The following is a 26,188-nucleotide window of genomic DNA, read 5'->3' as shown; positions in this document are numbered from 1 at the left end:
ATGTCCATATTCTTCATCAACCGGCCGATCTTCGCCTGGGTGATCGCCATCGTGATCATGCTGGGCGGGCTTCTCGCGCTCACCTCGCTGCCGATCTCGCAATATCCGCAGATCGCGCCGACGACAGTCAACATCAGCGCCACCTATCCGGGCGCCGATGCGCAGACGGTGGAAAATTCGGTGACCAAGGTCATCGAGCAAGGCATGACCGGCATCGACAATCTCGACTACATGACGGCGACCTCGACCTCGACCGGTTCGGCCTCGATCACGCTGACCTTCACCACGGCTGCCGATCCCGACACCGCCCAGGTGCAGACGCAAAACAAGCTTCAGCTGGTGCAGTCGCAGCTGCCGCAGGTGGTGCAAAGCAATGGCATCACCGTCTCCAAATCCTCGACCGGCTTCCTGATGGTCATCGGTTTCGTCTCGACCGACGGCAAGATGAACTCGACCGATCTCGCCGACTATGTCGACGCCACCGTCAACGACACGCTGAAGCGCGTCGAAGGCGTCGGCTCGACGCAGCTGTTCGGCTCCGGCTATGCCATGCGCATCTGGCTCGATCCTGACCAACTCGCCAAATACGCCTTGATGCCGAGCGACATTGCCTCGGCGATCGAGGCGCAGAACACGCAGGTTTCGGCCGGCCAGCTTGGCGGCCTGCCGGCGCGCAAGGGCCAGCAGCTCAATGCCACGGTGACGGCCAAGAGCCGGCTGCAGACCGCCGAACAGTTCCGCAACATCATCCTGAAGAGCCAGACCGACGGCTCGCTGGTCCGCCTCAACGATGTCGCCACCGTCGAGCTCGGCGCCGAAAGCTATACGACGCAGGCCAATTACAATGGCAAGCCGGCGGCCGGCGTCGCCGTCAATTTGGCGACCGGCGCCAACGCCATCAACACCGCCGAAGCGGTGCGTTCGACGATCGCCCGGCTGAGCTCGACCTTCCCGCAAGGGGTCGAGGTCGTCTATCCCTACGACACCTCGCCTTTCGTGCGGCTGTCGATCGAGGAAGTGGTCAAGACGCTGGCCGAAGCGATCGTGCTGGTGTTCCTGGTGATGTTCATCTTCCTGCAGAATTTGCGCGCCACCATCATCCCGACTATCGCCGTGCCGGTGGTGCTGCTCGGCACGTTCGGCGTGCTGTCGCTGTTCGGCTATTCCGTCAACACACTGACCATGTTCGCCATGGTGCTGGCCATCGGCCTCTTGGTCGACGACGCCATCGTCGTCGTCGAGAATGTCGAACGCGTGATGCAGGAGGAAGGCCTGTCGCCGAAGGAGGCGACGCGCAAGTCGATGCACGAAATCACCGGCGCGCTGATCGGCATCGCCACGGTGCTTTCGGCCGTGTTCGTGCCGATGGCTTTCTTCGGCGGCTCGACCGGCATCATCTACCGGCAATTCTCGGTGACCATCGTCTCGGCGATGGTGCTGTCCGTGCTGGTCGCCCTTGTGCTGACGCCCGCACTTTGCGCCACCATCCTACGGCCGCCCAAGGACCATGCGACGCAGACCGGCCCGTTCGGCTGGTTCAACCGTGTCTTCGACCGCGGCACGCTTGCCTACCGCGACGGCTCGCACGGCATCATCAACCGATCCTGGCGCTTCCTCGTCGTGTTCCTGGCCATCGTCGTTGCCGTGGGCTGGATGTTTGCCCGGCTGCCGAGCTCGTTCCTGCCGGAAGAGGACCAGGGCATCCTGATCACCAGCGTGCAGCTGCCGGTCGGCGCGACGCAGGATCGCACGGAGCGCGTGCTGGCAGAAGTGACCGACCATTATCTCAACCAGGAGAAGGACGTCGTCGACGGGGTGTTCACCGCCTCCGGCTTCGGCTTCGGCGGCGCAGGGCAGAATGTCGGCATCGCTTTCGTGCGGCTGAAGGATTTCGACCTGCGCAAATCGCCGGCTTCCGCCGCGCAGGCCATCGCCGGCCGGGCGATGGGCGCGTTTTCGAAGATCAGGGACGCGCAGGTCTTCGCGCTCGCGCCTCCCGCCATCCAGGGCTTCGGCAACACCAACGGCTTCGACTTCTACCTGCAGGACGTCAACGGCGCCGGCCATGACGCGCTGATCCAGACGCGCAACCAGCTTCTGGCCCTGGCCGGGCAGAGCAAGGTGCTCGCCAACACAAGGCCCAACGGCCAGGAAGACCAGCCGCAATTCTCGGTCGACATCGACCAGGAGAAGGCCAGCGCGCTGGGCGTCAGCCTGGCCGACATCAACAACACGCTTTCGACCGCCTGGGGCAGCGATTACGTCAACGACTTCATCGATCGCGGGCGGGTGAAACCGGTCTATCTGCAGTCGGACCCGAACTTCCGCATGCAGCCGGAAGATTTGGACAAATGGCAGGTCCGCAACGCCAGCGGCGCCATGGTGCCGTTCTCGGCCTTTGCCTCCAGCCACTGGACATTCGGCTCGCCCAGGCTGGAGCGCTACAATGGTTCGGCGGCGGTCGAGATCCAGGGCGCGGCGGCCACGGGCGTCAGCTCGGGTGCCGCCATGGACGAGATCGACAAGCTCGTCGCGCAACTGCCCGCCGGCTATTCGCACGAGTGGACCGGGCTGTCGCACCAGGAGAAGCTTTCCGGCAACCAGGCGCTGTCGCTCTACGCGATTTCGGCGCTGGTCGTGTTCCTGTGCCTGGCCGCACTCTACGAGAGCTGGTCGATCCCGTTCGCGGTCATGCTGTCGGTGCCGATCGGCATCTTCGGCGCGCTGCTGGCGGCCAGCCTGTTCGGCCAGTCCAACGACGTTTATTTCAAGGTCGGCCTTTTGACCACGATCGGTCTCGCCGCCAAGAACGCCATCCTCATCGTCGAGTTCGCCATCGAGCGGCAAGCCGCCGGGATGGGGCTGGTCGAGGCGACGCTGGAGGCGGCGCGACAACGGCTGCGGCCGATCCTGATGACGTCGCTGGCCTTCATCCTGGGTGTGCTGCCGCTGGCGATCGCCAGCGGTGCGGGCTCGGGCGCGCAGAACTCGGTCGGCATCGGCGTGATGGGCGGCATGATCGCGGCGACGGTGATCGGCGTCTTCCTGGTGCCGCTATTGTTCGTCACGGTGCGGCGCATCTTCAAGGGCAGGGCGGCCAAACCAGATACGGGCGAGACGCCGGTGACGGCCACCCAGCAATAAGGAAAACTTCACATGACAGGTTTGGAACGTGGCTCGGTGGCCGCGAGGCGGCTTCTTGCGCCTATGCTCACCGCTGTCCTGCTCGCGGGATGCGTCGTCGGTCCGGATTATCAGACACCGATAATGGCAATGCCGGCGAATTGGAGCGGCCAGAAGCCGACAAAGCCTGCCCAGCCGGCACGACTGTCAAAATGGTGGCAGCGGCTACGCGATCCCGAGCTGAACACGCTTGTCGAGGAAGCGGTTGCCGGCAATCTCGATGTCGCCACCGCCAAGGCAAAAATCCGCGAGGCGCGCGCCAGCTATCGCCAGAGTGCCGGCACATTGCTGCCTTCGGCCGACGGCTCCGGCTCGGCCTCCCGCAACAAGTCGGCCGAGACCACATCAGGCTCTGACGCCACCTACAGCGAGTACCAGGCCGGCTTCGATGCAAGCTGGGAGCTCGACCTGTTCGGCGCCAACCGGAGGGGCGTAGAGGCCGCGCGCTACGGGCTGAACGCCTCGCAGGAGGAACTGCGCTCGACGCTTCTCACCCTGGTCGGCGATGTCGCTTCCTATTATACCCAGGCGCGCGGCTACCAGGCCCGCATCGCGCTCGCCCGTCGTTCGGCCGCGTCGCAAAGACAGACCGCCGAACTTACCCGCACCATGGCGCAGGCGGGCACGGCGACCGCCGCCGATGTCGCCAAGGCAATGGGGCAGGCAGCGAGCACCGAAGCCGCCGTTCCGACGCTGGAGGCAAGTTATACGCAGGCCGTGCATCGTCTCGCGGTGTTGGCCGGCCGGCCGCCTGCCTCGCTCAACGAGCGGCTGAAGCGGGTCGCGCCCATTCCTGCACCGCGCCTGCCGATGCCCGCCGGAATTCCCGCCGACCTCCTGCTATCGCGGCCCGATTTGCGCATGGCGGAGCGCCAATATGCGCAATATACCGCCAAGATCGGCCAGGCCGAAGCCGCCCGCTATCCCTCGGTCAGCCTGACGGGAGACATCAGCACGGCGGCGCTGAAGCTTGGCGATCTCGGCAAGAATTCGTCGATCGGCTGGTCGTTCGGGCCGACGCTCAGTGTGCCGCTGTTCAATGCCGGCCAATTGCAGGCGGCCGTCGAGGTCGCCAAGGCGCAACGCGATCAGTATTTCATCGCTTACCGGTCTTCGGTGCTGACGGCGCTCGAGGATGTCGAGAACGCGCTGGTGCTGTTGTCGCAGGAGCGCATCCGGATCGCCAAGCTCGCCTCGTCCGCGAAGTCCTATGGCGAGGCGGCAAGTCTCGAAGGCTCGCTCTACAAGGCCGGCGAGACAAGCCTCCTCGACGTGCTCGACGCCCAGCGCTCGCTCTATTCGGCCGAGGACTCGCTGCTGCAAAGCCGCGTCCTGCTGGCGACCAACTACATCGCCCTCAACAAGGCGCTCGGCGGCGGCTGGGATGGCGCGGTCGACAGCGCCAAGCCGGAGATCGTCGACGTCAACACCGGTCCACGGCTGGCGTCGAAGCCGGCCTCCTGAGGCACTCTCAGGCAGCGGCGTCAGTTCGGCAGACACGCCGCCATCGCCGATGCGGGGCGTGAAAACGTTTGGCGATGGCGGGGTGATCGCATCGCTGTTATTGATGGTGCCCACACAGCACAGGCGCCGCAGATGACATCCGATACACAAAAGGCCGAAGCGGTCGGGCAGCTGCTCGAAACGCCGGACCTTGCCAGCGCGCTCGAAAGCGAACAGTTCAAGAAGTTCCTCGACCAGGTGCCGATCGCCATTGCCGTCTCGGACCTGGGTTCGAAGGAGCGTGTCGTCTATGCCAATCCGGAATTCGAGAAACTGTCCGGCCTCAAGGCGGCGATGCTCGCTCGCCAACACTGGGCGGCGCTTTCCGGCACCGGCCTGCACAAGCAGAAGGACCGGCCGCTGTTCGAGGCCGTGGTCGAGGACACTGATTTCATCGGCACGTTCCGGCTGGAGCGGAAGGAAGGCCAACCGACTATCGTCGACGTCTATTCCAACGTCATCGAGGACGACAATGGCAAGGCCTGCTTCCGGCTGGTGGCGCTGGTCGACGTTTCGGCCCATGGCGAAACCGAAGATGCGCGATCGATCGACGAGCGCATCCGTGAGAAGGACACGCTGCTGCGCGAACTCCAGCACCGGGTGAAGAACAATCTGCAGATGATCACCGCGCTGATCCGGATGGAGACGCGCAACGCGGCCGAACCGGACCAGAAGCGTTTCGAGAGGCTGGCGGGGCGCGTCGATGCGCTGGCGATCCTCTACCAGACGCTGTCGGGGGACGATGGCAAGGATGAGGTCGATCTTGGTGTCTATCTCAGCCAGATCGCGTCGGCGGTCATGAACTCGCATGCGGTCGAGGGCATCCGCCTCGACATGAAGGTCGACACCTATCCGGTGTCGATCAATGTCGCCATGCCGACCGGGCTGGTGGTGAACGAACTTTTGACCAATGCGCTCAAGCATGCCTTCCAGGGACGTGACGGCGGCACGATCACGCTGCACAGCATCGTTGACGGCGATGGCTGCCGCATCGTGATCGCCGATGACGGCATTGGCCTGCCGGACGGCGAGAGCTGGCCCAAGCGCGGCAAACTCGGCGCGCTGATCGCCCGCTCGCTGACCGAGAATGCCAAGGCGGAGTTCGACGTGACGTCGAGCGCCGGCGAGGGCACGCGGGTGACCATCCTGTTCAAGCGCTCGGCTGCCACCGCCCCTTAGCGCGCGGGAGCCAAGCGGCATAGGTGGCCGTCTCCGCTTGGCTGATCTTCGACCTACTCATGCCGGCCTTGCCTTCCCCGCTATCTCCCTTCGCGTCAATGCCCCTACTCCAGCGGCAGGGGAGGGTGAAACCCAGGTGCATCGACGCCAGTCGCAAGCCGCGCTTTGCCGTGCTTGACAGGCTTAATTAATTTATTAACATTAGAAAATAATAGGGAGGAAGAATGGGCGCGCACCACGGAGCGATCCTGCGAATCCTGCGCGACGACGGTCCGCAGTCGCGCGCCGAACTGGCGCGGCGCACCTCGCTGTCACCCACCGCCCTGACCCATCTGACGGCCCATCTCCTGCGGGAAGGCACCGTGGTCGAGCTCAACCAGGCCACTGCCGGCGATGCACCCGTCGGCCGGCCGGCGATCGGCGTCGCGCTGGTGCCCGACGCCCTGTCCGTGGTTGGCGTGCACATTGGCGCGGGAACGATCGATGCGACCATCACCGACCTCAGGGCCGCCTCGAAAGCCATGGCCTCGCAGCATTTCGACACCGCCACCAGCGAACCCGCCGCGGTGATCGGCATGGTGGTGCGGATCGTCGAGCAATTGATCAAGAAGACCGGCGTCGACCGTTCGCGCCTGATCGGCCTGGGGCTCGGCGTGCCGGGACCGGTGGACACCAAGCGCCGCCGCAACCTGCAGTCGGTCAATTACGACTGGAAGGATGTGCCGTTCGCCGACGAACTCGAAACGGCGCTGCGCATGCCGGTGGTGGTCGAGCACAATGTCAGCGCGATGGCGCTGGCGGAATCGCGCTACGGCATCGGGCGCGACACGACCGCGCTGCTCTACATCTATCTGCGCACCGGCCTCGGCGCCGGCCTGGTGATCAACGGCATGCCGTTCCGTCCCGGCGGCTACGGGGCCGTCGAACTCGGTCATGTCCAGGTGGTCGAGGATGGCGAGCGTTGCGCCTGCGGCAATGTGGGCTGCCTGGAGACATTCCTGTCCGAACGCGCGCTGGCCCGCGCCGCCCATATCGACACGCCTCATCCCAGGCGCCTGCTGGCCGCGGTGGAGAAATATCCCGACGTCTGGAACGCGGCGCTCCGGCATCTGACGACGGCCATAGCGACGGCGACCAATTTGCTCAATCCCGATCTGATCGTCTTTGGCGGTCACCTGGCCGAAGCCCCGGAAAGCTTCATCGATCATATAAGGCGGGGCGTTCCGCCACGCGTCCTGCCGCCGATGCGCGACGTGCTGCGGGTCGAGCGGTCGAGCCTCGGTCCTGGTGCCGGCGCCATCGGTGCTGCTGCGGCGGCGCTCGACCATTTTTTCTATTCGGGGGTGTCGCGATGAGCGAAGCGTCGAAGACGACACGCTCCGGCGGCGGCTCGAACGAGGATCGGGGTATCGACTATCGCGGTCTCGCGCTCAATCTCTGCGGGCTCGTCGCCGGCATCGCCATCTGGTGGGTGCTGACGGCGGGCGGCGCGGTGGGCCTGCCGCCACCGCCACAGGTTGCGTCCAGGTTTATCGATCTGATCGCAAACGGGCAGCTCGCCACCGACATCATGTCGAGCCTGGCTCGGGTGATGACCGGCTTTCTCCTCGGCGTCATCCTGGCGATCCCGGTCGGCTTCGTCATGGGCTGGTACAAGGTCGCGCGCTCGCTTATTGAGCCGTATCTGCAGTTCTTCCGCATGATCCCACCGCTGGCCATCATTCCGCTGGCGATCGTAACGATGGGCATCGACGAGACGCCAAAGGTCTTCGTCATCTTCCTGGCCTCCTTCCTGGCCAGCGTCGTCGCCACCTATCAGGGCGTCATCAGCGTCGACAAGACGATGATCAACGCCGCGCGCGTGCTCGGCGCCAAGGACATGACCATCTTCCTGCGCGTCATCATTCCCGCATCGACGCCGTTCATCCTGGTCGGCGTGCGCATCGGCCTCGGCTCGGCCTGGGCGACGCTGGTGGCCGCCGAACTGATCGCCGCGCAGACCGGCCTCGGTTTCCGCATGCAGCAGGCGCAACTCTACTACGACCTGCCGACCATCTTCGTCAGCCTGATCACCATCGGCCTTCTCGGCCTTGCCATGGATCGCATCCTTTTGGTGATCGAGCGCCGGCTGACCGTCTGGCAGGAGCGCGTGTGATGCCGCCCAAGATCGTCTTCGACAACGTCACGCGCCGGTTCGACCTCAAGGACAATGCCTTCGTCGCGCTTGACCGGCTGTCGCTCGACATCGCCGACGGCGAATTCGTCACCGTCGTCGGTCCGTCCGGCTGCGGTAAGTCGACCGCGCTCAACATCGCGGCCGGCCTGCTGAAGCCGAGCGAGGGCACCGTGCTGGTCGATGGCAAGGCGGTCGAGGGGCCGGGTCCGGAGCGCGGCATGATCTTCCAGCAATACGCGCTGTTTCCCTGGCTCACCGTACGCCAGAACGTCGAGTTCGGGCTGCGCATCAAGGGCGAGGAAGCTTCGCGCCGCCGGCAGATCGCCGAGCGTTTCATCGATCTCGTCGGCCTTGGCGACTTCGCCGACGCGCTGCCGAAGACGCTTTCGGGCGGCATGAAGCAGCGTTGCGCGATCGCCCGGGCCTATGCGGTCGATCCCTCGATCCTTTTGATGGACGAGCCCTTCGGGGCGCTCGACGCACTGACCCGCGTGCAGCTCCAGGACCAGTTGCTCGACACCTGGAGCCGGGAGCGGCGCACCGTGATGTTCATCACCCACGATGTCGACGAGGCGGTCTACCTCGCCAACCGCGTCATCGTCATGGCGGCGCGGCCCGGCAGGCTGCAGGAGATCATCGAAGTCGGCCTGCCTTACCCAAGAACCGAGGAAATCCGGCTTTCGGCGGAGTTCATGAGCATCCGCAACCGCGTCTGGCAAGCCGTTTACCACCAGTAACAGTGACAGGAGGAGAGTATGGTGACACTGACAAGACGTAACCTCATCGCATCATCGGCGGCACTTGCCGCGTTCGCTGCCTCTGGCATCCGTGCCGGAGCGGCGGGAACGGCGGCACGCATCGGCTACAACGGCGACTTCTGGGGCGCCAGCGTTGCCGGCGTCGCGGCCGACCAGGGCTTCTATGCCAAGCACGGCGTCGATGCCGATATCAAGGTCTTCACCAATGGCCCCATCCAGGTCCAGGCACTTGGCGCCAACAGCCTGGAATTCGGCTATCTCGGACCGGGCGCGCTGTGGCTGCCGGCGAGCGGCAAGGCCAAGATCATCGCCGTCAACGATGTCGGCTTCTCGGACCGGGTGATCGCCCAAGCCGGCATCACGTCCATCGCCGGCCTCAAGGGCAAGAAGGTCGCGATCGCGGCCGGCACCTCGGGCGACATGCTGTTGCGGCTGGCGCTGCGCAAGGCCGGTATGGCGATGACCGACCTCGACATCGTGCAGATGGACCCGAGCACCATCGTGGCGGCCTTCGCCTCCAAGCAGGTCGACGCGGCCGGCATCTGGTATCCGTTCGTCGGCATCATCCACAAGAGCGTTCCCGATCTGATGGAACTGGCCAAGAACGACGACTTTTATCCGCAGACCACATTTCCGAGCGTCTTCATTGCCCGCAACGATTTGGTCGAGGGCAATCCCGATCTCGTCCGCAACGTGGTGCGCGCCATCAAGGACGCGCAGGATTTTCGCGCCGCCAACCAGGACAAGGCGATCGAGATCACCTCCAAGCTGCTCGGCATTCCTGCCGACCAGCTGAAGACGGAAGCCGGTTATGGCCGTTTCATGACCTCGGCCGAACTGATCAAGCTAACCAAGGACGGCACCGTGAACGGCTGGTTCTCGACGATGAACGACCTGTTCAAGACCTTCGGCAAGCTCGAGACCTCGCTCGATCCCAAGGACTATTATCTGGGCGATCAATACATTTCGGCCTGACGGCCTTCTTGAAATCGCCCCTTGCAAATCGCAAGCCCCGGCAGCGAACCGGGGCCTGTTTCCTGACAATCACAGCAGCGACGAGCCATCCATGAACGTTCTCTATATCGACATCGACAGCCTCAGGCGCGACCACCTCGGCTGCTACGGCTATCATCGCAACACCTCTCCCGTCATCGACAGCCTTGCCGGCGAGGGCATCCGCTTCGAGAACGTCTATGTGTCCGATGTGCCTTGCCATCCGTCGCGCACGGCGCTGTGGAGCGGCCGCCACGGAATGCGGACCGGCGTGGTCGGCCATGGCGGCACCGCCTGCGAGCCGTTCCGCGAAGGCGCCGAGCGAGCCTGGGCCGGCACCTTCTACGAGGAAGGCTGGATGCGGGCGCTGCGCGATCTCGGCTACCACACCACGACCATCAGCAGTTTTGGCGAACGGCATGGCTGCTGGCATTGGTATGCCGGCTTCAACGAGATCATCAATCCGGGCAAGGCCGGCATGGAGAACGCCGACGAGGTTTCGGGCCTGGCGATCGACTGGCTGAAGCGCAATGGCTCGGCAAAAAAATGGTTCCTGCACGTCAATGTCTGGGACCCACACACGCCCTATCGCGCGCCGGACGCTTTCGGCGACCCCTTCGCCGACCAGCCGCTTCCCGACTGGATGACCAGGGCGGTATTCGAGAAGAGCCATGCCGGCTACGGCCCGCACAGCCCGCAGGAACCCTCGGGCTTCGACGTCGAGCCGGGCGGATCGAAATACCGGCGCATGCCGTCGCCGATCAGCGGCATGGACACCGTCAAGGCCTGGTTCGACGGCTACGACACCGGCGTGCTCTATGCCGATCATCATGTCGGTCTCATCGTCGAGGAGTTGAAGCGGCAAGGCCTGTTCGACGACACGATCATCGTCATCGGCGCCGATCATGGCGAAAACCTCGGCGAGCTCAACGTCTGGGGTGATCATCAGACGGCCGACGAATTCACCTGCAACGTGCCGCTGGTCATCCGCTGGCCCGGCGCCGAGGACATGCGCGGCGTCAATGGCGGCCTTCATTATCATTTCGACTGGGCCGCCACGCTGATCGATCGGCTCGGCGGCAACGTTCCGGCGCTGTGGGACGGGCGCTCCTTCGCGCCGGCGCTTGTCGCGAAGGAGGAAGGTGGCCGCGATTTCCTGGTGCTGAGCCAGGGTGCGTGGGCAGTGCAGCGCGGCGTGCGGTTCCGGCTCGGCGGGGCCGACTGGCTGATGCTGCGCACCTATCATGACGGCTACAAGGATTTCGGCCCGGTCAGCCTGTTCAATCTGAGTGAGGATCCGCATGAGCAGCGTGATCTCTCAGGCTCCCGAAGCGATGTGGTCGATCATGCCAGCCGGCTGCTCGAGGACTGGCGCAGCGCCATGGCCATCCGCAGTGACAGCGATGTCGACCCGCTGGTGACGGTGATCCGGGAAGGCGGGCCGTTCCATTGCCTTGGCGAGTTGCCGGGCTATCTCGAAAGACTGCGCCGGACCGGCCGCACCGATGCGGCAGCGGCCCTCGAGCAGCGCCACCCGGCACCGCCGCCACGGCGCAAATCGCTGAACTGACCGGCCGGCGGCACTTGGCCGTGCCCTAGCAGCCAGTTGCCGCTGCCTCACGACAGGCCGGCCGGTTCGCCCTATCTCCATGCCGCCGGTCGGGTTTGGACCCGGCGATATGGAGGATGGGATCACGTGACATCGACGCCGATTGCCCGTCGCGAAGCGGCGCCCTTGCCTGTCGCAGCACTGATGGGCGCCATGGTGTCGATCCAGATCGGCGCCACCTTCGCCAAAGGCCTGTTCCCGCAGATCGGCGCGCAAGGGACGACGACGCTCAGGCTGGTCATCGGTGCGCTGATGCTGATCGCGGTGCTGCGGCCCTGGCAGATGCGGCCCTCGCGTGCCACCATGCCGTGGCTGGTCGCTTATGGGGTGACGCTCGCCGCCCTCAACCTCCTGTTCTACGCAGCGCTGGCCAGGATTCCGCTCGGCATCGCGGTGGCGCTGGAGTTTACCGGCCCGCTTCTGGTGGCGACCTTGACTTCGCGGCGCGCCACCGACTTTGCCTGGATCGCGCTGGCGGTGGCCGGCATCCTGCTGTTGTCGCCCTTCGTTCGTTCCCTCGCGCCGCTTGATCCGATCGGGGTGATGCTGGCGCTGGCGGCCGGCGGCTTCTGGGCGCTCTACATCGTGCTGGCCCAGAAGGCCGGCGCGGAGCTTGGCACCCGCACCACCGCCTACGGCATGGCCATCGCCGCCGTGCTGGTGCTGCCCTTCGGTGTCGCCCAGGCGGGATCCGCGCTGCTGGCGCCGTCGATCCTGGTCAGCGCGCTGCTCGTCGGCCTGTTTTCCAGCGCATTGCCGTTCTTCCTGGAGATGGTGGCGCTGACCCGCATGCCGGCGCGCATCTACGGCACGCTGACCTGCCTGGAGCCTGGGCTGGGTGCACTGGCCGGCTTCCTGTTCCTGCATGAAAGCCTGACCGCGACGCAATTGGCCGGGATCGCTGCCGTTGTTGTCGCCGCCTTTGGCACGGCGCTGACATCACGGCCGCCGGTTCCATCGCCGGAGTAGGGGAACGATTCGTCGGCACTGGGTATTTTCGAGTAATCCGAAATTCAGCCAGCCAGATCCGCGAAATCAGGCCAATCCTTGTCCAGGATGGCACTGAAATTGTCGCCTGGCGCACAAGTATTTCCGGCTCTGGACAGACCGTGATCTGGTCCAATACGGTGCGTGTCGAAATGAAGACGCGATTGTAGAAAAGGCCGGTCGTCCCTTGCAAAAGAACGTCTTCTCATCGGCGGATCTGCCGCCGCATCTGGATCATCGCGCACGCTTCGCGCTCTGGCAGGACATCCATGTCGCCGAGATATGGTCGGTCGAATACACGATTTCGGAAAGACTGTCGTTCGAAGCCGCGATCGAAGCCACCGCTGTCGGGTCGCTTGTGCTTGGGCAGATGGCCGGGACGATACGTCATGCCAGCCGCAAGGCGGGCAATATCGCTGCCGACGGTCGCGACGGCTATCTGCTGCTGGTCAATAATGGCGATACGGTGCTCAGCGGCACGCAGATTGGCCGCGATTATCACGTCGGCAAAGGCGAGGCCGCCCTGGTCTCGGCTTCGGAAGCGTTGCAGATGACCGGCGGCGACAGCAATGTCTGGGCCAATGTGGTGCTTCCCCGTGCCGTGCTGGAAAATGCCTTCGCTCATATAGAGGATCGGCTGGCGTTGACCGTCGGAGCCGACAATGAGGCGCTCGGCATGCTCAAGCGCTATTGCAGCTTCCTGGAAGCAGGCCCGGCCCTGGTCTCGCCCGACCTCATCGGCCACGCCACCGAAACCATCGTCGACCTGATCGGCCTGGCGACCGGCGCCAAGGGCGAAGCGGCCGAACTGGCGGGCCTGCGCGGTCTGCGCGCGGCAAGGCTGCAGGCCATACTGCAGAAGATGCGGGACAATTTCGCCGATCCCGCCATTTCGGCGCAGGGCGTTGCCGGGCAATTGCGGCTCTCGGTCCGCTATGTCCATGGCCTGCTGCAGGAAACCGGGGTGAGCTTTGCCGAGCGCATTCTCGAACTGCGCTTGCAGAGGGCGCATCGGATGCTGTCCGACAGGCGCAACGACCGCATGCGGATCAGCGAGATCGCGCTGCTCAGCGGTTTTTCCGACGTGTCCTATTTCAACCGCTGCTTCCGCCGCCGCTTCGGCTCGACGCCGGGCAGCGCCAGATAGTTTCCGGCGCGCCGATCGACTGAGGCTGAAAAGCCACACCGACCGGGAAAGCGCCGTGGTGCTTTCCCCGACAATTCGGGTGCGGCCCAGCCCAAGACGCGGCCGGCGGACAATGCAACACCGGATTTCTCGACAACAGCTGGTCCTCCGCTGGCATCCGCGGCGGCGATCACGACAATTTTGGGGCGGCAGACAACAATGAAAATTCTTCTTCTCGCAACGGCCTTCATTCTCGCGCCGCTCGGTGCGGCGTGTGCGGCTGATATCAATGAGGTTTCGCCTGTTGCATCCGGCTACGACTGGTCCGGACTCTATGCCGGCGTCGACATCGGCTACGCGGCCGGAAAATCCAATCTGTTCATCGCCGGCGGCGGACTGGGCGGGGCCACCGATCTCAATGTCTCCACCGATCCGAACGGATTTATCGGCGGTGTCCATATCGGCGCCAATTACCAGATGGAGAACAGCTTCGTGATCGGCGCCGAGGCCGACATCATGTACAGCAATATAGATGGGCTGACGGCCCTCGACGCCGGCGGCGGCGGCGTCACCACGTTGCTCAAGAGCGAACTCAAATGGTCCGGGTCGGCGCGGCTGCGGGCCGGCTATGCTTTCGATCGGACCTTGCCCTACATCACCGCCGGCGTCGCCGCGGCCAAGTATGAACTGATTGCGGTCAGCGCCGGTGGCCCTGCCGCCGAAGTAACGCTCCACAGCGACAGCCATGTCGGCTGGACCGTTGGCGCCGGCATCGAGCACGCCTTCGCCGACAGGTGGATCGCTCGAGCTGAGTATCGCTACTCGGACTTCGGCAGCCAGGACCTCTCGGTGGCCGCCGGCCTGCCCACGGAAACCCATGTCGACCTCCAGACACAGGATATCCGGGTCGGGCTCAGCTACAAGTTCTGATCCGCTGAAGCTGCTGATCTCCCCCTTGAGGGGGGTGAGGAGTGGTCCGCGCAGCGGACGGAAAGCCAATCGCTTGGCTTTCCGAACGACGAACGCCTGGAACGAAAGCGAAGGGCCGGGTCCGGCAGGCCAGAGGGGGCGGTCCGGCTGGGCTCGGCCTGCTATTGCGGATGACGTTGGCGCTTTACGCGCGGCGACCCCCTCTGTCGTCTCCGTGGCGCTTTGTTCTTGATCTCACGGTTTGTGGCACGCGAATAGGCGTCGAGCGGAGCCGCAGGGTCAGCGCCGGGCGAGGGGGACGGCACAGACATCGGCGGTCCTTGATGCTTGTCCATGAAATCCGCGAAGTCCAGAAGGATGCGGGCGGCGGTGAACCGGGCAAGTTCCTTATTGTTTGTCTTGTCGTAGATAGACCCTGCCGAGGAAGGCCGGCTCGCCGGAGCGCCGGCCGCCCAATGAGCCTGCCACCAGCACGACAAGCGTCAGCAAGTACGGCAAAGTCATCATGAGATAGACAGGAACGTCGGCGCCTATGGCTTGTAGTCTAGGCACAAGCGCATCCGCGCTTCCGAAAAGAAGCGCACCCCAGAGAGCTCGAGCCGCGTTCCAGCGCGAAAAGATGACGAGCGCAACGGCAATCCAGCCGCGCGACGCGACCATTCCCTCCACCCAGACATGACTTGTGGCGACTGAGAGATAGGCTCCGGCGAGACCACAAAACAGCCCGGACGCCAGGACAGCCCCGAACTGAACCAGTTGCACGTCGATACCCGCGACATCCGCGGCGGCCGGGTTTTCCCCGACGGACCTCAACCTGAGGCCATGTCGGCTTTTGGAAAGCCACCACCAGAGCGCGCCGACCAGGATCGGCAGCGCCAGCGTAACCGGGTCCTGCACCGCGAAAATGCGGCCGAATGCCGAACCGCGGTCTATCCCGAAGAGGTCGCCAAGTGTGGAAATGCCAGAAAAGGTCTTCTGCACGTAGGGTCGCCCCACGACCCCGGTGATGCCCAGTCCGATTGCGACGACGGCTAGGCCGGCGAGCGTATGATTGGCGCGCAAGGCGACTGTCGATATTCCAAACAGCAGAGCGAGAGCCATCGCGGCCGCTGAGCCGGCGGCAAGACCAACCCAAGGATCGGCTCCGGAAAGCACCGTCATCGCGCCGGTCATGGCACTGATCGCCATGAGCCCTTCCGCTCCAAGATTGAGAACGCCGGCTCTTTCGCAGATAATGAGGCCGAGGCTCGCCAGCAGCAACGGTGCCGCATAGCTCGGAATGATGGCAATCCAGCCGATCAGAAAATCCATGCAACTGTCCCTTCCTAGTTCTTGGGCCGTTTGAGCGAATAGGAGCTGAAGAACTGCGCCATCAAAATCGACATCAGTACCGCGCCTTGCATCAGCACGATCATCGCTTCGGAGATCGAGTAGAAAACCTTCAGGACATTCCCGGCGGTGAACACCGCGCCGAGCGCGAAAGAGATCACGACCACCCACAATGGCTTCGCGCGGGCCAGGTAGGCGATCACGATCGCGCTGAAGAGATAGCCGTTGCCGACGGACTGGTTGAGGCGGTGCTCCGTCCCCGCCACGATCATCATGCCGGCAACGCCTGAGAGAGCGCCGGAGAGCAGCACGAGCCCCACGGCTATGCTGAGCACCGGCAGGCCCGTGGCGAGCGCGGCCTTGGCGTTGAAACTACAGCATCCGCGTAGAAGCCGACCCGGCTGTGTTCCATGACGAACCAGATGGACAACGCGATAACGGCGACCAGGAAGATTCCGGCATGCAACTGCCCCCATCCCAGAACGAGAAACCAGCTCGCCTCGGGAAAGGTGGCGGTCACGGGAAAGCTGTTGGAAGGGTCTCTCCAGACCCCGAACAGAAGATGCTGCACGAGCAGAAACGCGACGCTTCCCAGCAGCAGGGTCGAAATAACCTCGTTAACGCCCCACTTGAGTTTCAGAAAAAGCGGAATCGCAATCCAGGCGGCTCCCGCAAGCGCCGCCAGAACGAACATCGTCGGCAACCTCAGCACTTCAGGCCCGCTGCCGTTCAGCGCCACCCAGGTTGACGCGATCGCGCCGAGCCATAGCTGGCCCTCCACGCCGATGTTCCAAAACCGCACGCGCATGGCAACGCCGGAGGCGAGGCCGACTAGCACCAACGGTAAAGCGGCCGTCGCCGTCTGGGAGAGGCCGTCCGAGGTCAGAAAAGTTGCAATCAGGAACTCATCCACAAGAGCGCTTGCCGGCACGCCCGCATGCACGAGCAGCACCGCCGAAACCGTCAGCCCGACCAACAGTCCGCCAACATAACTGAGACTGGTCAACAAGAAGCCGGGATTTTGCCTGCGAACAAGGAAAGCTGTGTCAAGCATGGCCTGCTAAAAGGCCTCCTATCCATTCAGGCGTGACGTCGCCGGTCTGACGGCAGCCGGCGATCCTTCCTCTGTTCATGACGGCCACCCGATGGGACAGGGACATGACCTCCTGGAGATCCTCGCTGATCAGAAGGCAAGCCGCGCCGGCTTCCACAGCTCCGCGGATCGCCGATCGGACGAACTCGGCCGCTTTCATGTCCAGCCCGCGAGAAGGGGAATGCGCTATGAGAACCTTCAGGCCGTGATCGAGCTCCCGCGCGAGCAACACTTTCTGCGCGTTTCCTCCCGAGAGCAAAGAGGCCGGCCGTTCCGGCGTCGCGCCGCGGATATCGAACGCATCGATGGCCTCGGCGGCCTTCTCGCGCATCGCCCGCCGGCTCAGGAGAAACGGGCCGCCGAAGCTACCGCTGGCGACGGTCGTGAGCGCGAGATTGTCGGCAATGGAAAGCTCCCGGATCAACCCGCTGTCAAAGCGGTCGGAGGGGATGACGCGCAAGCCGGCCTCGCGGCGCTGGTCTGGCTTGGCGGTGGATATGTCCTGGCCATCCAGTACGATCGTGCCGGCGCCGGCACGGTCGAGTCCGAGAAGGCAGGCAACGAGTTCCTCCTGCCCGTTCCCGCCGACGCCGGCGATGCCAAGGATTTCGCCTACATGCAGCTCGAACCCGAGATCGTTCAGGCTTTGCCCGTGAGCGGTCGCCCGTGCGGAAAGCCTTTCCACGCTCAGACACACATCACCCGGCCGAGATAACGGCCTGCCCGCAACCGTCAAGGCATCGCCGACCATCAACCGCGCCACCTCCGCTTCGGTGACGTTCGCAACCCGCGCACCCTCAAGTACGGTCTCGCCGTGCCGCATGATCGTTACCCGGTCGCAGAAAGCGGCAACCTCCCGGAACTTGTGCGTGATCAGAACCACGGCGTGACCTTGCCTCGACAATCGTTGGGCAAAAGAGAGGAGCGTGCGCGCTTCCTCGTCGGTCAGCACCGCCGTCGGTTCGTCCATGACCAGAATTCGGGCGCCCAGAAGCATGACCTTGATGATCTCGGCGCGCTGGCGTTCGGCGATCGAAAGATTCGCTACCAGCTTGTGCGGATCGACGGGCAGGCCGATCTCGCTCGACTTGGCGGAAACGATCGCCGCCGCATCGGTCAGCGTTTTCACAGCAGCCTTGCGGCCGAAGCCGAGGAGAACATTTTCGGCAACCGTAAAACTCTCGACCAGCCGGAAATGCTGGTGGACCATGCCGAGACCGGCGGCGGCGGCTTCCAGCGGGCTGCGCAAACTGATCGCTTCGCCGTCGATCGATTGCTCGCCCCCGTCTGCTACATAGACGCCGGCCGCCACGTTCATCAAAGTGGACTTGCCTGCACCGTTCTCACCGACAATGGCATGCACCTCCCCCCATTCGAGAGAGAAGGACGCATCGCGGAGCGCGGCTTTGCCGTCAAACGACTTGCCTATGCCGCGCATCAACAGAGCCGCCGGCGTGCCCAGCGGTTGTCGCATGTCGCCCGCTTGCTGAAGCGCCGTCGTCATTACTTCGCCGGCATGGTGCCGATGACACCGTCGACGAAATAGTCCATCGACCAGAGCGCCGCATCGTCGACCTTCCCGCCGACATCGACAACGATGGTGCCGTCTTGCTTTTTCAGAGGGCCCTGGAATGGATCAAGCTTGCCGGCGATGATCTCCTGCTTTGCTGCCTCGACCTTTGCCTTGGTCTCCTCGGAAACCGAGGGGCCAAAAGGAGCAAGATCGACCACGCCGGTTTCAAGGCCTTCGAAAGCGCCGTATTCCTCGGGTTTCCAGTTGCCGTCGATGATCTCCTTGATCGTCGGCACAAGATATTTCTCCCAGCGGAAGATGACGGAGGTCTGGATCGTCCGCGGCGCGGCATGCGACATGTCGAGCTGAAAGCCTATCGAAGGAACGCCTGCCTTTTCGGCGGCGTCGAGCGCCGAGGTCGCGCTCAGATTCGTGGCGAGCACGTCGGCCTTCTGGTCGAGAATGGCCTGGGCGATCTGCCCTTCCTTCACCGGGTCCCACCAGGAGTTGGCGAAGACCGCGACCGTTTCGATCGTAGGATCGACCGAACGGGCTCCGAGTGCAAAACTGTTGATATCCCAGTTCACCACGCCGACCGGAAAGCCGGCGAGGATGCCGATCTTCTTTGTCTTCGTCGCCTGTCCTGCCGCGATGCCTGCAAGGTACCAACCCTGGTAAGTGCGGGCATAGAAGCTTTCCATGTTGGCCCCATTCTCCGTGCCCGAAGCACTGAGAAACGCCACATTCGGATAGGCTTTGGCCGCTTCGGCCATTGGGGCGCTGTAGCCATAGGTGGTGCCGATTATGATGTTGAAGCCGCGCTTGACGTAGAGATCGATCGCCGCGCGCAGCTTCGTGGCCTCTTCCGGTATGTTCTCCGTCACCGAGACGGGCACCTGTAGCTGTTCCTCCAAGGCCTTGCGGCCGGCCTCGAGGGCTTCGTTCCATCCGCCGTCTTGCGCTGAACTTGCGTAGATGAACGCGACCTTGGGCGCCCCTTCCAGAGTAAAGGCATAAGCGCCGGACGTAGCACAGAATACGAAAACCGTGGCCGCCGCCGCGAACAGGCGAACCGAGTCGGACGGCTTCGTGTTGCGCTCTTTCATTTCGTGGTTCCCCTTGTTTTTCTTTGATTTTCTCAGCCGGAAGCGCGCCGCGCCCATGCAGCTTCCCTGCACGGTGACGATTGCCGCCGGAGCGTCTTTTTTGATTTGGCAAAAGCGAATTGGCTCTTGTGCAGTGCATAACAGCCGATTACGTTCGTTCATGCAACAAAAATAATCATGCTCATTTTTTGGGCACTTTGTGCAGAAATGTGAACGATCAAATGAACACCGATGCTCTGGCATCATTTGTAAAAATCGCGGAACTGCGGTCATTGTCCGCCGCGGCGAAGTTGTACGGCCTGCCCAAATCCACGCTCAGTCTCCGGCTCAAGCAGCTTGAAGACGATCTGAAGGTCGCTCTGTTCGAGCGCTCCGGCCGTGTCCTGTTGCTCACGGAAGCAGGGCAAACCCTGCTCGGGCACGCGCGGCAGATCCTGCAAAGCTGCGATACGGCGCGGGCCGCCGTGACGGAACTGAGCGACGACGTGACCGGAACCTTGCGGATCGGCGCCACGGGGGAGTTCGGCACGGCCTACTACACGCAGATGCTCATGGCGTTCAGAAAGCTCTACCCCAAGGTGGAAATCGAACTCACCTTCTTTTCGCCGCACGTTCTCTACGCGCCAGAGAGCCTCGATACGCTCGACGCCGTGATTTCATGGGACGAAGGTATCGAAGTCGGCGAAACGCTCTCCACCGCAAAATTCGCACTCTTTGCCAGCAAGAGTTATGTCGAGCGTGCCGGGATGCCACGAAAACCCGCCGATTTGGCGGAACACCAGGGCATTGTCTATCGCACCTCGGCGGGCCTGCAGCACTGGCGGCTACAGAAAGGTACCGCGCAGGAAAGTATCTTGCCGCGCAGCAACCTGATCGCCAACGAATACTGGACTATCAAGTACTTCGCCGTTGCGGGCGAGGGCATTGCCTATCTACCGCACTTCTTCACCACGATCGAGTGTGAACGCGGCCACCTCATTCCGTTGCTCGACACATGGGAGTCCGCGGAAAAGCGGGTCAGCATCCGCATATCGCGCCCGCACGCCCCATCGCGTAAGATGACCGCGTTCATGGATGTCTGCGGCCGCTACTTCTCGCCCGGCTTCGTTTTCACGGGGCCGCGCTACTACGTCGAAACAATCTTCGATGCAAGCCAGCAAGAAAAGGGAACAGAAAAATGAAGGTCCTTGAAACCGGTAATGGCGCGCGTGCAATGAAAGGGGGAGGGCTCGACCCGCAGCGTGTCAGCTTCGACAAGATCCCGATCATCGATCTCGAGCCCATGTTCGCAGGCAACGAGGCGGCCAAGCGAAAGCTCGCCCAGGAACTGCGCAAGGCCTGCACGGAAGTCGGCTTCCTCTATATCAAGAACCATCACGTTCCGAAGGATGTCATCGATGCCACGTTTGGGGTGGCGGAGGTGTATTTCGCCGAATCCGACGACGTGAAGATGGAGAATCACGTTTCCAATTCAAAGAATAATCGCGGTTATGCGGCAATATTGGAAGAGAATACGGATCCGACCGCGCGCGGAGACCTGCACGAATCCTATGATATTGCGCTGGATGTGCCAGCCGACGATCCGGACGTGAAGGCCGGCAAAGTACTCTACGGTCCCAACCAGTGGCCAGCGGGCAGGCCGGAATTCCGAACGGCACTGGAAGCCTACCATGCCGAGATGCTGACGCTGAGTGGCCACCTGCTCCATGCCTTTGCTCTGGCTCTTGGGTTGGAGGAGACATATTTCGACCTGCTGGTCGGTAAGCCGCTCGCAACTTTGCGGGTGCTCCACTATCCACCGCAGTTTGGCGAGATCGATGACCGCCAGATCGGCATTGGGGCGCATTCGGACTATGAGTGCTTCACGATCCTGGCCCAGAAGGATGGTATTTCAGCCTTGCAGGTACTGAATGCAACTGGCGAGTGGATTGCGGCCGATCCCGTCCCCGGCTGCTTCGTCGTCAATGTGGGAGATCAGATGGCGCGTTGGACCAATGACCTTTTCGCCTCGACCGTCCACCGCGCGGTGAATCGTTCCGGCAAAGAACGCTATTCGATCCCGTTCTTCTTCGGTCCAAACTATGATGCCGTGATCGAGGTGCTTCCCAGTTGCATTGATGAGGATCATCCTGCGAAGTACCCTCCGATCACGTCGGGCGAATACGTCAACGGCCGCTTCAAGGCGACATTTGCGCACTATGCCGCGCAAAGCGAGGCCGGCGCCGAAACCGCGGCTTAAGCGGATAATCCTGTCATGCGCGGCCGCTCCTGTGGCCGCGCATCGCATACCCGCCGTCCGTTGACCGAGATCAATATGATAGCACCCTCGATGGGTAGCGTCGGGTTAACTGGTTAGCCATGGCGTCACCAGAAGAACCCATTTCGGTTTGACGGTGGATGTGGCTAATTTTTCGGCTTTGAGGGCTTGGTGGAGCGCGGTCTTGCCGATTTGGGCTTTGAGCAGCAACGGAGCAGAAAACCTGCATAAGGAAGTCACGGCTCGTCGTCCGGGTCAGCGGTTTTCGGATCGCGTGGCGGGCCTCGGTTTCGGCTATGGCCGCGGCAAGGCACAGCCAGTCGGCGATGCTGAGGGGGGTAATGTTTTCAGGGGGCATTTTGCCGGTGCCAAAATGGATGTCGCTCATGGTCTTACCCCTCGATGGTTGCGCGAGTGCTGAAGGTGAAAGTGTGGAGGGAGCACCACCGCCCGAAGCTGCGGCCTGGCCTCCCCACAAGGGGACCCTCAAGGGGGAGATCGGCCACCGCCCTTAAATCAGCTTCTCCAGCGTGATCGGCAGATCCCTGATCCTCTTTCCCGTCGCATGGAACACCGCGTTGGCAATCGCCGGCGCCACGCCGACAATGGCCAGTTCGCCAACGCCCTTGCCGCCGAGCACCGAGGAATGCAGGTCGGGGATGCCGACCGAGATCACCTCGATGTCGGGGATGTCGGCATTGGTCGGCACGAGGTAGTCGGCGAGGTTGTCATTGACGATGCGGCCGTGGCGGCGGTCGACGATGCCTTCTTCCAATAGCGCCTGGCCGATGCCCATGATGATGCCGCCCTTCCATTGGCTTTCGGCAAGTTTCGGGTTGTAGAGCCGGCCCGAATCCAGCGCCGACACCACGCGCGATACACGCACCGTGCCAAAGTCCTCGTCGACGCGCACCTCGATGAAATGCGCGCACCAGGAGTGGCGGGAATAGTCGCCCTCGGTGTGCGGCACCGACATGGCGATGGTGGTGTAGTTCTTGTAGCGATCCTCTGGCGTCGAATTGGCCGGCATGGTGTCGCCGGTGGCTTCGATGTGGTCGCGGCCGACGCTCTTGAGCAGTTCGGCGACGGAGACATCGGGGCCGTCGCCGCGCGGCGAAGCGATACGGCCATTGGCGACGACCAGCGTGTTGGCCTGCAACGCGTGGAAGGGCGAGCGTGGATCGCTGATGGCGAGGCCCACCAACTGGTCGAGGGCCGAGGTTGCCGCCTTGTAGACCGCACCCGTCATCACGCCGGCCAGCCGCGAACCGCCGGTGACGCCGGCGCGCGGAAAGCGGGAGTCACCGAGCTTCACCACCACGTCGTCAACTCGCACGCCGACGGTTTCGGCGGCGGTCTGCGCCAGGATCGTGTAGGTGCCCTGGCCCATGTCGATCGAGGAGCTTTCGACCTCGACCGAACCATCGGCCAGGATGCGCACGAGCGCCTCGCCATAGGCGCGTCGCACCGGATAGGTGCCGGCGGCGACGCCCCAGCCGATCAACTGGTTGCCGTCGCGCATCGAGCGCGGTTCGGGTGTGCGCCTGGACCAGCCGAAGCGTTCGGCGCCTGCAGCAAAAGCCTCGCGCAACTGCCTGGTCGACCAGGCTTTTTTGGCATGTGGATCCTGCTCGGCATAGTTTCGGAGCCGGATCTCCAGCGGATCGATGCCGACCTCGTAGGCAAGCTCGTCGATGGCGCTTTCGATGCCGAAGGCCGAAGGGTTTTCGCCCGGCGCGCGCATGGCGCCCGGCACCACCGAATTGACCCGTACGACATTCTGCTTCGAGGAGAAATTCGGCGTTGTGTACATGATCGAGGTGACCGATCCGAGCGGCTCGACCCACATGCCGTCGATGGATGTTTCATTGACGCCGCGATGCACGATCGACTGGATCTTTCCCTGCACGTCGGCGCCGATCGTCACCGTCTGGCGCGTCGCCGCGCGGCCGCCATAGCCGGTAAAAGTCTGCGGCCGGGTCATCACCAGCCGCACCGGCCGGCCGAGCATTTTGGCCGCACAGGCGGCCACCGCGCCATGGCTGAGCGCCAGCGCCTTGGAGCCGAAGCCGCCGCCAATATAGGGCGACACCAGCCGCACGTTCTCGAACGGCACACCGAACCATTCGGCATAGGTGCGCGCCATGCCGTCCAGCCATTGGCTCGGCTCCCACACGGTGAGGTGGTCGCCCTCCCAGCGGGCGATCAGGCCATGCGGCTCCATCGGCGCCTGGTACTCGCGCGGCGTGTTGTAGGCGGCGCAGATGCGGACCGGCGCCGAGGCGAACGCACCTTGCGCGTCGCCCCACTCCTTGGTCATGGCATCGATCGCGATGCCATCGCCGGCCTTGCCGTCGCTGAGGTCGACGATGGCAGGCGTTTCCTCATAGCTGACCTTGACCAGTGCCGCCGCCGCGACCGCCCGCTCGAAGGTCTCGGCGACCACGGCAGCGACATGCTGACCCGAAAAGGTGATGTCGCGCGCGAGCGGGCAATACGGCTTGTCGGGCGGCGGCGTGCCGAACCAGTCCGCCGCGGTTTTCAGGCTGATGATGGTGTCCGGCGTCAGCACCTGCAGCACGCCGGGCGCCACCTCGGCGGCAGTGGTGTCGATCGCGCGCACCTTGCCCGATGCAATCGTGCTCTCGACCAGGACGGCGTAGGCGAGGCCTTCGAGCTGCTGCTCGACGGCGTATTTCGCCGCACCGGTGATCTTGGCCGGGCCGTCGATGCGCGACAGCCGGCCGCCGACGGCTTCGGCAAAAGCGCCGTCGGACGCATCCCCATGCCTGATGTTGTGAACGGTCATGCCGTCTCTCCCAATTTGCGGATGGCGCGGGCGACGACGCGCGGCGCCAGTTCGACCTTGTAGTGGTTGGCGCCATGATCGACAGAGCCTTCGACGGCGAGCAGGCTGGCGGAGCGCACAGTGTCCGGCTCCAGCACCTTGCCCTTCAGCGCGTTTTCCACGGCCCGCGCACGCCACGGCTTGGTCGCGACGCCGCCAAGCGCGACGCGCAAATCGCGGATCGTTCGGCCGTCGGGTTCGAACTCTATGCCGACCGCCGCGCTCGCGGCGGCAAACTCATAGGATTGCCGGTCGCGGATCTTGAGATAAGTCGAACGCCGGGCAGAGGCCGAGCCGGGGATCTCGATCGCGGTGATCATCTCGCCCGGTTCGATCGCGTGCTCCCTGTCCGGCGTGGTGCCGGGCAGCAGGAAAAAGTCGTCGACCGGGATGTGGCGCTCGCCCAGATGCACGATCGCATCGAAGGCGACCAGCGCCACGGCGAGGTCGCCCGGATACATGGCGATGCACGCGTTGCTGATGCCAAGCACCGCATGGCCACGGGTAACGCCGCCGATCGCCGAACAGCCAGAGCCGGGCTCACGCTTGTTGCAGGCTGGGAAATTCGCAGGATCGCGGAAATAAGGGCAGCGCGTGCGCTGCATCAGATTGCCGCCGATAGTCGCCATGTTGCGGATCTGCGCGGAAGCCGCCTGCCACAGGGCTTCCGATACCGCAGGAAAGCGGCTTTTGATGTCGGCATGGTCGGCGACATGGCTCATCCTGGCCAGCGCGCCGATGGTGGCGCCGCGTTCGTTCACCTCGATCCTGTCCAACCCTTTGAGATGAGCGATGTCGACCAGCGTCTCGGGCTCGGCGACGCCGCATTTGGCGAGGTCGATCAGCGTGGTGCCGCCGGCCAAGAGCATGGCGCCGGGCAGGGCGGCCGCCTGGCGTGCCGCATCGAGCGAATTGGCGCGCACATACGAAAAATCCCTCATGATGCGGCCTCCAATGCTGCCTGGCGGACAGCGGCGACGATGTGCGGATAGGCGCCGCAGCGGCAGAGGTTGCCGGCCATATACTCGCGGATTTCTTCGTCGGAGCCGGCATGGCCTTCGCGGATGCAGGCGACCGCCGACATGATCTGGCCCGGCGTACAATAGCCGCACTGGAAGGCGTCCTGTTCGAGGAAGGCAGCCTGCACGGGATGCATTTCGCCCTCCCGTGCAAGCCCCTCTATGGTGGTGACGGTGCGGCCCTCGACTTGTGCGGCCAGCGTCAGGCAGGCCAGCACGCGCTCGCCGTCGATATGCACGGTGCAGGCGCCGCACTGGCCGTGGTCGCAGCCCTTCTTGGTTCCGGTCAGGCCGAGGCGATCGCGCAAGGCATCGAGCAGCGTGACGCGCGGCTCGAGTTGCAGATTGTGATCACGGCCGTTGATGTCGAGATGAACTGGGATCGTTGTTTTGGTCATGGGCGTCGGGCTCCAGTTGCTTGACGCGAAGTCGTTGATTTCATCTTTGGCAGCCGGCGGGGACCTGGCGCCGGCTGTGCGGCCCTTCGCTGCCGCTCCCCGCCTTCGGGCGTTCAGCCCCTTAGAAAGGTCCACTGGACCTTTTGGTGCGCCCGAAGGCGGACCGGGCCTTCACCGTTCA

General features: G+C 63.7%; 22 protein-coding genes. 13 read left to right on the top strand and 9 right to left on the bottom strand.

Annotated elements, in window-relative coordinates; genetic code table 11:
- The 11 genes from A4R29_RS19160 (at nt 1) to A4R29_RS19110 (ending at nt 14,444) form a co-directional block, all read left to right on the top strand.
- Nucleotides 1–3,144: an efflux RND transporter permease subunit gene (locus A4R29_RS19160; protein ID WP_063172610.1), complete on the top strand. Its 3,144-nt coding sequence runs from the start codon at nt 1–3 to the stop codon at nt 3,142–3,144.
- Nucleotides 3,145–3,156: 12 nt separating this feature from the next.
- Complete coding sequence (locus tag A4R29_RS19155; protein ID WP_063172609.1) at nt 3,157–4,647, top strand: efflux transporter outer membrane subunit; 1,491 nt, start codon at nt 3,157–3,159, stop codon at nt 4,645–4,647.
- A gap of 132 nt (nt 4,648–4,779) precedes the next feature.
- The gene (locus tag A4R29_RS19150; protein WP_063168598.1) at nt 4,780–5,865 is read left to right on the top strand and encodes a sensor histidine kinase; all 1,086 of its coding nucleotides are present in this window, start codon (nt 4,780–4,782) and stop codon (nt 5,863–5,865) included.
- Nucleotides 5,866–6,089: 224 nt separating this feature from the next.
- Nucleotides 6,090–7,220, top strand: coding sequence for an ROK family transcriptional regulator (locus A4R29_RS19145; protein WP_027160785.1), 1,131 nt, complete (start codon nt 6,090–6,092; stop codon nt 7,218–7,220).
- Nucleotides 7,217–8,020 carry an ABC transporter permease gene (locus A4R29_RS19140; RefSeq protein ID WP_082827448.1) on the top strand — a complete coding sequence of 268 codons (804 nt, stop codon included), beginning with the start codon at nt 7,217–7,219 and terminating at the stop codon, nt 8,018–8,020. The genes A4R29_RS19145 and A4R29_RS19140 overlap by 4 nt, the downstream gene beginning before the upstream one ends.
- Entirely contained in the window at nt 8,020–8,778 is a 759-nt protein-coding gene (locus A4R29_RS19135) for an ABC transporter ATP-binding protein (RefSeq protein WP_063173732.1), read from the top strand. The genes A4R29_RS19140 and A4R29_RS19135 overlap by 1 nt, the downstream gene beginning before the upstream one ends.
- Nucleotides 8,779–8,805: 27 nt before the next feature.
- Nucleotides 8,806–9,774: an aliphatic sulfonate ABC transporter substrate-binding protein gene (locus tag A4R29_RS19130; RefSeq protein WP_395316700.1), complete on the top strand. Its 969-nt coding sequence runs from the start codon at nt 8,806–8,808 to the stop codon at nt 9,772–9,774.
- Nucleotides 9,775–9,865: 91 nt separating this feature from the next.
- Nucleotides 9,866–11,362, top strand: coding sequence for a sulfatase (locus A4R29_RS19125; protein ID WP_063172607.1), 1,497 nt, complete (start codon nt 9,866–9,868; stop codon nt 11,360–11,362).
- Between the two features lie 126 nt (nt 11,363–11,488).
- Complete coding sequence (locus A4R29_RS19120) at nt 11,489–12,370, top strand: EamA family transporter (protein WP_063172606.1); 882 nt, start codon at nt 11,489–11,491, stop codon at nt 12,368–12,370.
- A 205-nt stretch (nt 12,371–12,575) separates the two neighbouring features.
- Nucleotides 12,576–13,535 carry an AraC family transcriptional regulator gene (locus tag A4R29_RS19115; protein ID WP_063172605.1) on the top strand — a complete coding sequence of 320 codons (960 nt, stop codon included), beginning with the start codon at nt 12,576–12,578 and terminating at the stop codon, nt 13,533–13,535.
- 198 nt (nt 13,536–13,733) lie between these two features.
- On the top strand, nt 13,734–14,444 hold the full coding sequence (locus tag A4R29_RS19110; RefSeq protein ID WP_063172604.1) for an outer membrane protein: 711 nt from the start codon (nt 13,734–13,736) through the stop codon (nt 14,442–14,444).
- Nucleotides 14,445–14,831: 387 nt separating this feature from the next.
- Here the strand turns inward: A4R29_RS19110 and A4R29_RS19105 are convergent, their stop codons facing one another.
- Genes A4R29_RS19105 through A4R29_RS19085 form a run of 5 tightly spaced genes read right to left on the bottom strand, consistent with a single transcriptional unit; the run spans nt 14,832 to nt 19,731 of the window.
- Entirely contained in the window at nt 14,832–15,755 is a 924-nt protein-coding gene (locus A4R29_RS19105; RefSeq protein ID WP_063168591.1) for an ABC transporter permease, read from the bottom strand.
- A gap of 14 nt (nt 15,756–15,769) precedes the next feature.
- Nucleotides 15,770–16,195 carry an ABC transporter permease subunit gene (locus tag A4R29_RS34670; protein ID WP_244506975.1) on the bottom strand — a complete coding sequence of 142 codons (426 nt, stop codon included), beginning with the start codon at nt 16,193–16,195 and terminating at the stop codon, nt 15,770–15,772.
- Nucleotides 16,096–16,827 (bottom strand): ABC transporter permease, encoded by a 732-nt coding sequence (locus A4R29_RS19095; RefSeq protein ID WP_063172602.1) that lies wholly within the window; start codon nt 16,825–16,827, stop codon nt 16,096–16,098. Before A4R29_RS19095 ends, A4R29_RS34670 begins: the two co-directional genes overlap by 100 nt.
- Nucleotides 16,820–18,370, bottom strand: a complete 1,551-nt coding sequence (locus A4R29_RS19090) for an ABC transporter ATP-binding protein (protein WP_082827446.1) — start codon at nt 18,368–18,370, stop codon at nt 16,820–16,822. Before A4R29_RS19090 ends, A4R29_RS19095 begins: the two co-directional genes overlap by 8 nt.
- Nucleotides 18,370–19,731 carry a BMP family ABC transporter substrate-binding protein gene (locus tag A4R29_RS19085; RefSeq protein ID WP_167355181.1) on the bottom strand — a complete coding sequence of 454 codons (1,362 nt, stop codon included), beginning with the start codon at nt 19,729–19,731 and terminating at the stop codon, nt 18,370–18,372. The genes A4R29_RS19090 and A4R29_RS19085 overlap by 1 nt, the downstream gene beginning before the upstream one ends.
- Here A4R29_RS19085 and A4R29_RS19080 point away from each other — a divergent pair.
- A complete protein-coding gene (locus tag A4R29_RS19080; protein WP_063172600.1) occupies nt 19,707–20,666 on the top strand; it encodes a LysR family transcriptional regulator in 960 nt (319 codons plus the stop codon). The genes A4R29_RS19085 and A4R29_RS19080 overlap by 25 nt on opposite strands.
- Entirely contained in the window at nt 20,663–21,724 is a 1,062-nt protein-coding gene (locus A4R29_RS19075; protein ID WP_063172599.1) for an isopenicillin N synthase family dioxygenase, read from the top strand. The genes A4R29_RS19080 and A4R29_RS19075 overlap by 4 nt, the downstream gene beginning before the upstream one ends.
- A gap of 70 nt (nt 21,725–21,794) precedes the next feature.
- Here A4R29_RS19075 and A4R29_RS34215 read toward each other — a convergent pair whose 3' ends face one another.
- The 4 genes from A4R29_RS34215 to A4R29_RS19060 form a co-directional block, all read right to left on the bottom strand.
- Nucleotides 21,795–22,130 carry a hypothetical protein gene (locus A4R29_RS34215; RefSeq protein WP_127224178.1) on the bottom strand — a complete coding sequence of 112 codons (336 nt, stop codon included), beginning with the start codon at nt 22,128–22,130 and terminating at the stop codon, nt 21,795–21,797.
- A 123-nt stretch (nt 22,131–22,253) separates the two neighbouring features.
- Entirely contained in the window at nt 22,254–24,551 is a 2,298-nt protein-coding gene (locus tag A4R29_RS19070; protein WP_063172598.1) for a xanthine dehydrogenase family protein molybdopterin-binding subunit, read from the bottom strand.
- A complete protein-coding gene (locus A4R29_RS19065) occupies nt 24,548–25,531 on the bottom strand; it encodes an FAD binding domain-containing protein (RefSeq protein WP_063172597.1) in 984 nt (327 codons plus the stop codon). The genes A4R29_RS19070 and A4R29_RS19065 overlap by 4 nt, the downstream gene beginning before the upstream one ends.
- On the bottom strand, nt 25,528–26,007 hold the full coding sequence (locus A4R29_RS19060) for a (2Fe-2S)-binding protein (RefSeq protein WP_063172596.1): 480 nt from the start codon (nt 26,005–26,007) through the stop codon (nt 25,528–25,530). The genes A4R29_RS19065 and A4R29_RS19060 overlap by 4 nt, the downstream gene beginning before the upstream one ends.
- Between the last annotated feature and the right edge of the window lie 181 nt (nt 26,008–26,188).

This window comes from Mesorhizobium ciceri biovar biserrulae (genome assembly GCF_001618845.1).
GTDB classification, from domain to species: domain Bacteria; phylum Pseudomonadota; class Alphaproteobacteria; order Rhizobiales; family Rhizobiaceae; genus Mesorhizobium; species Mesorhizobium ciceri.
This window is presented reverse-complemented; position numbering and strand designations above follow the sequence as displayed.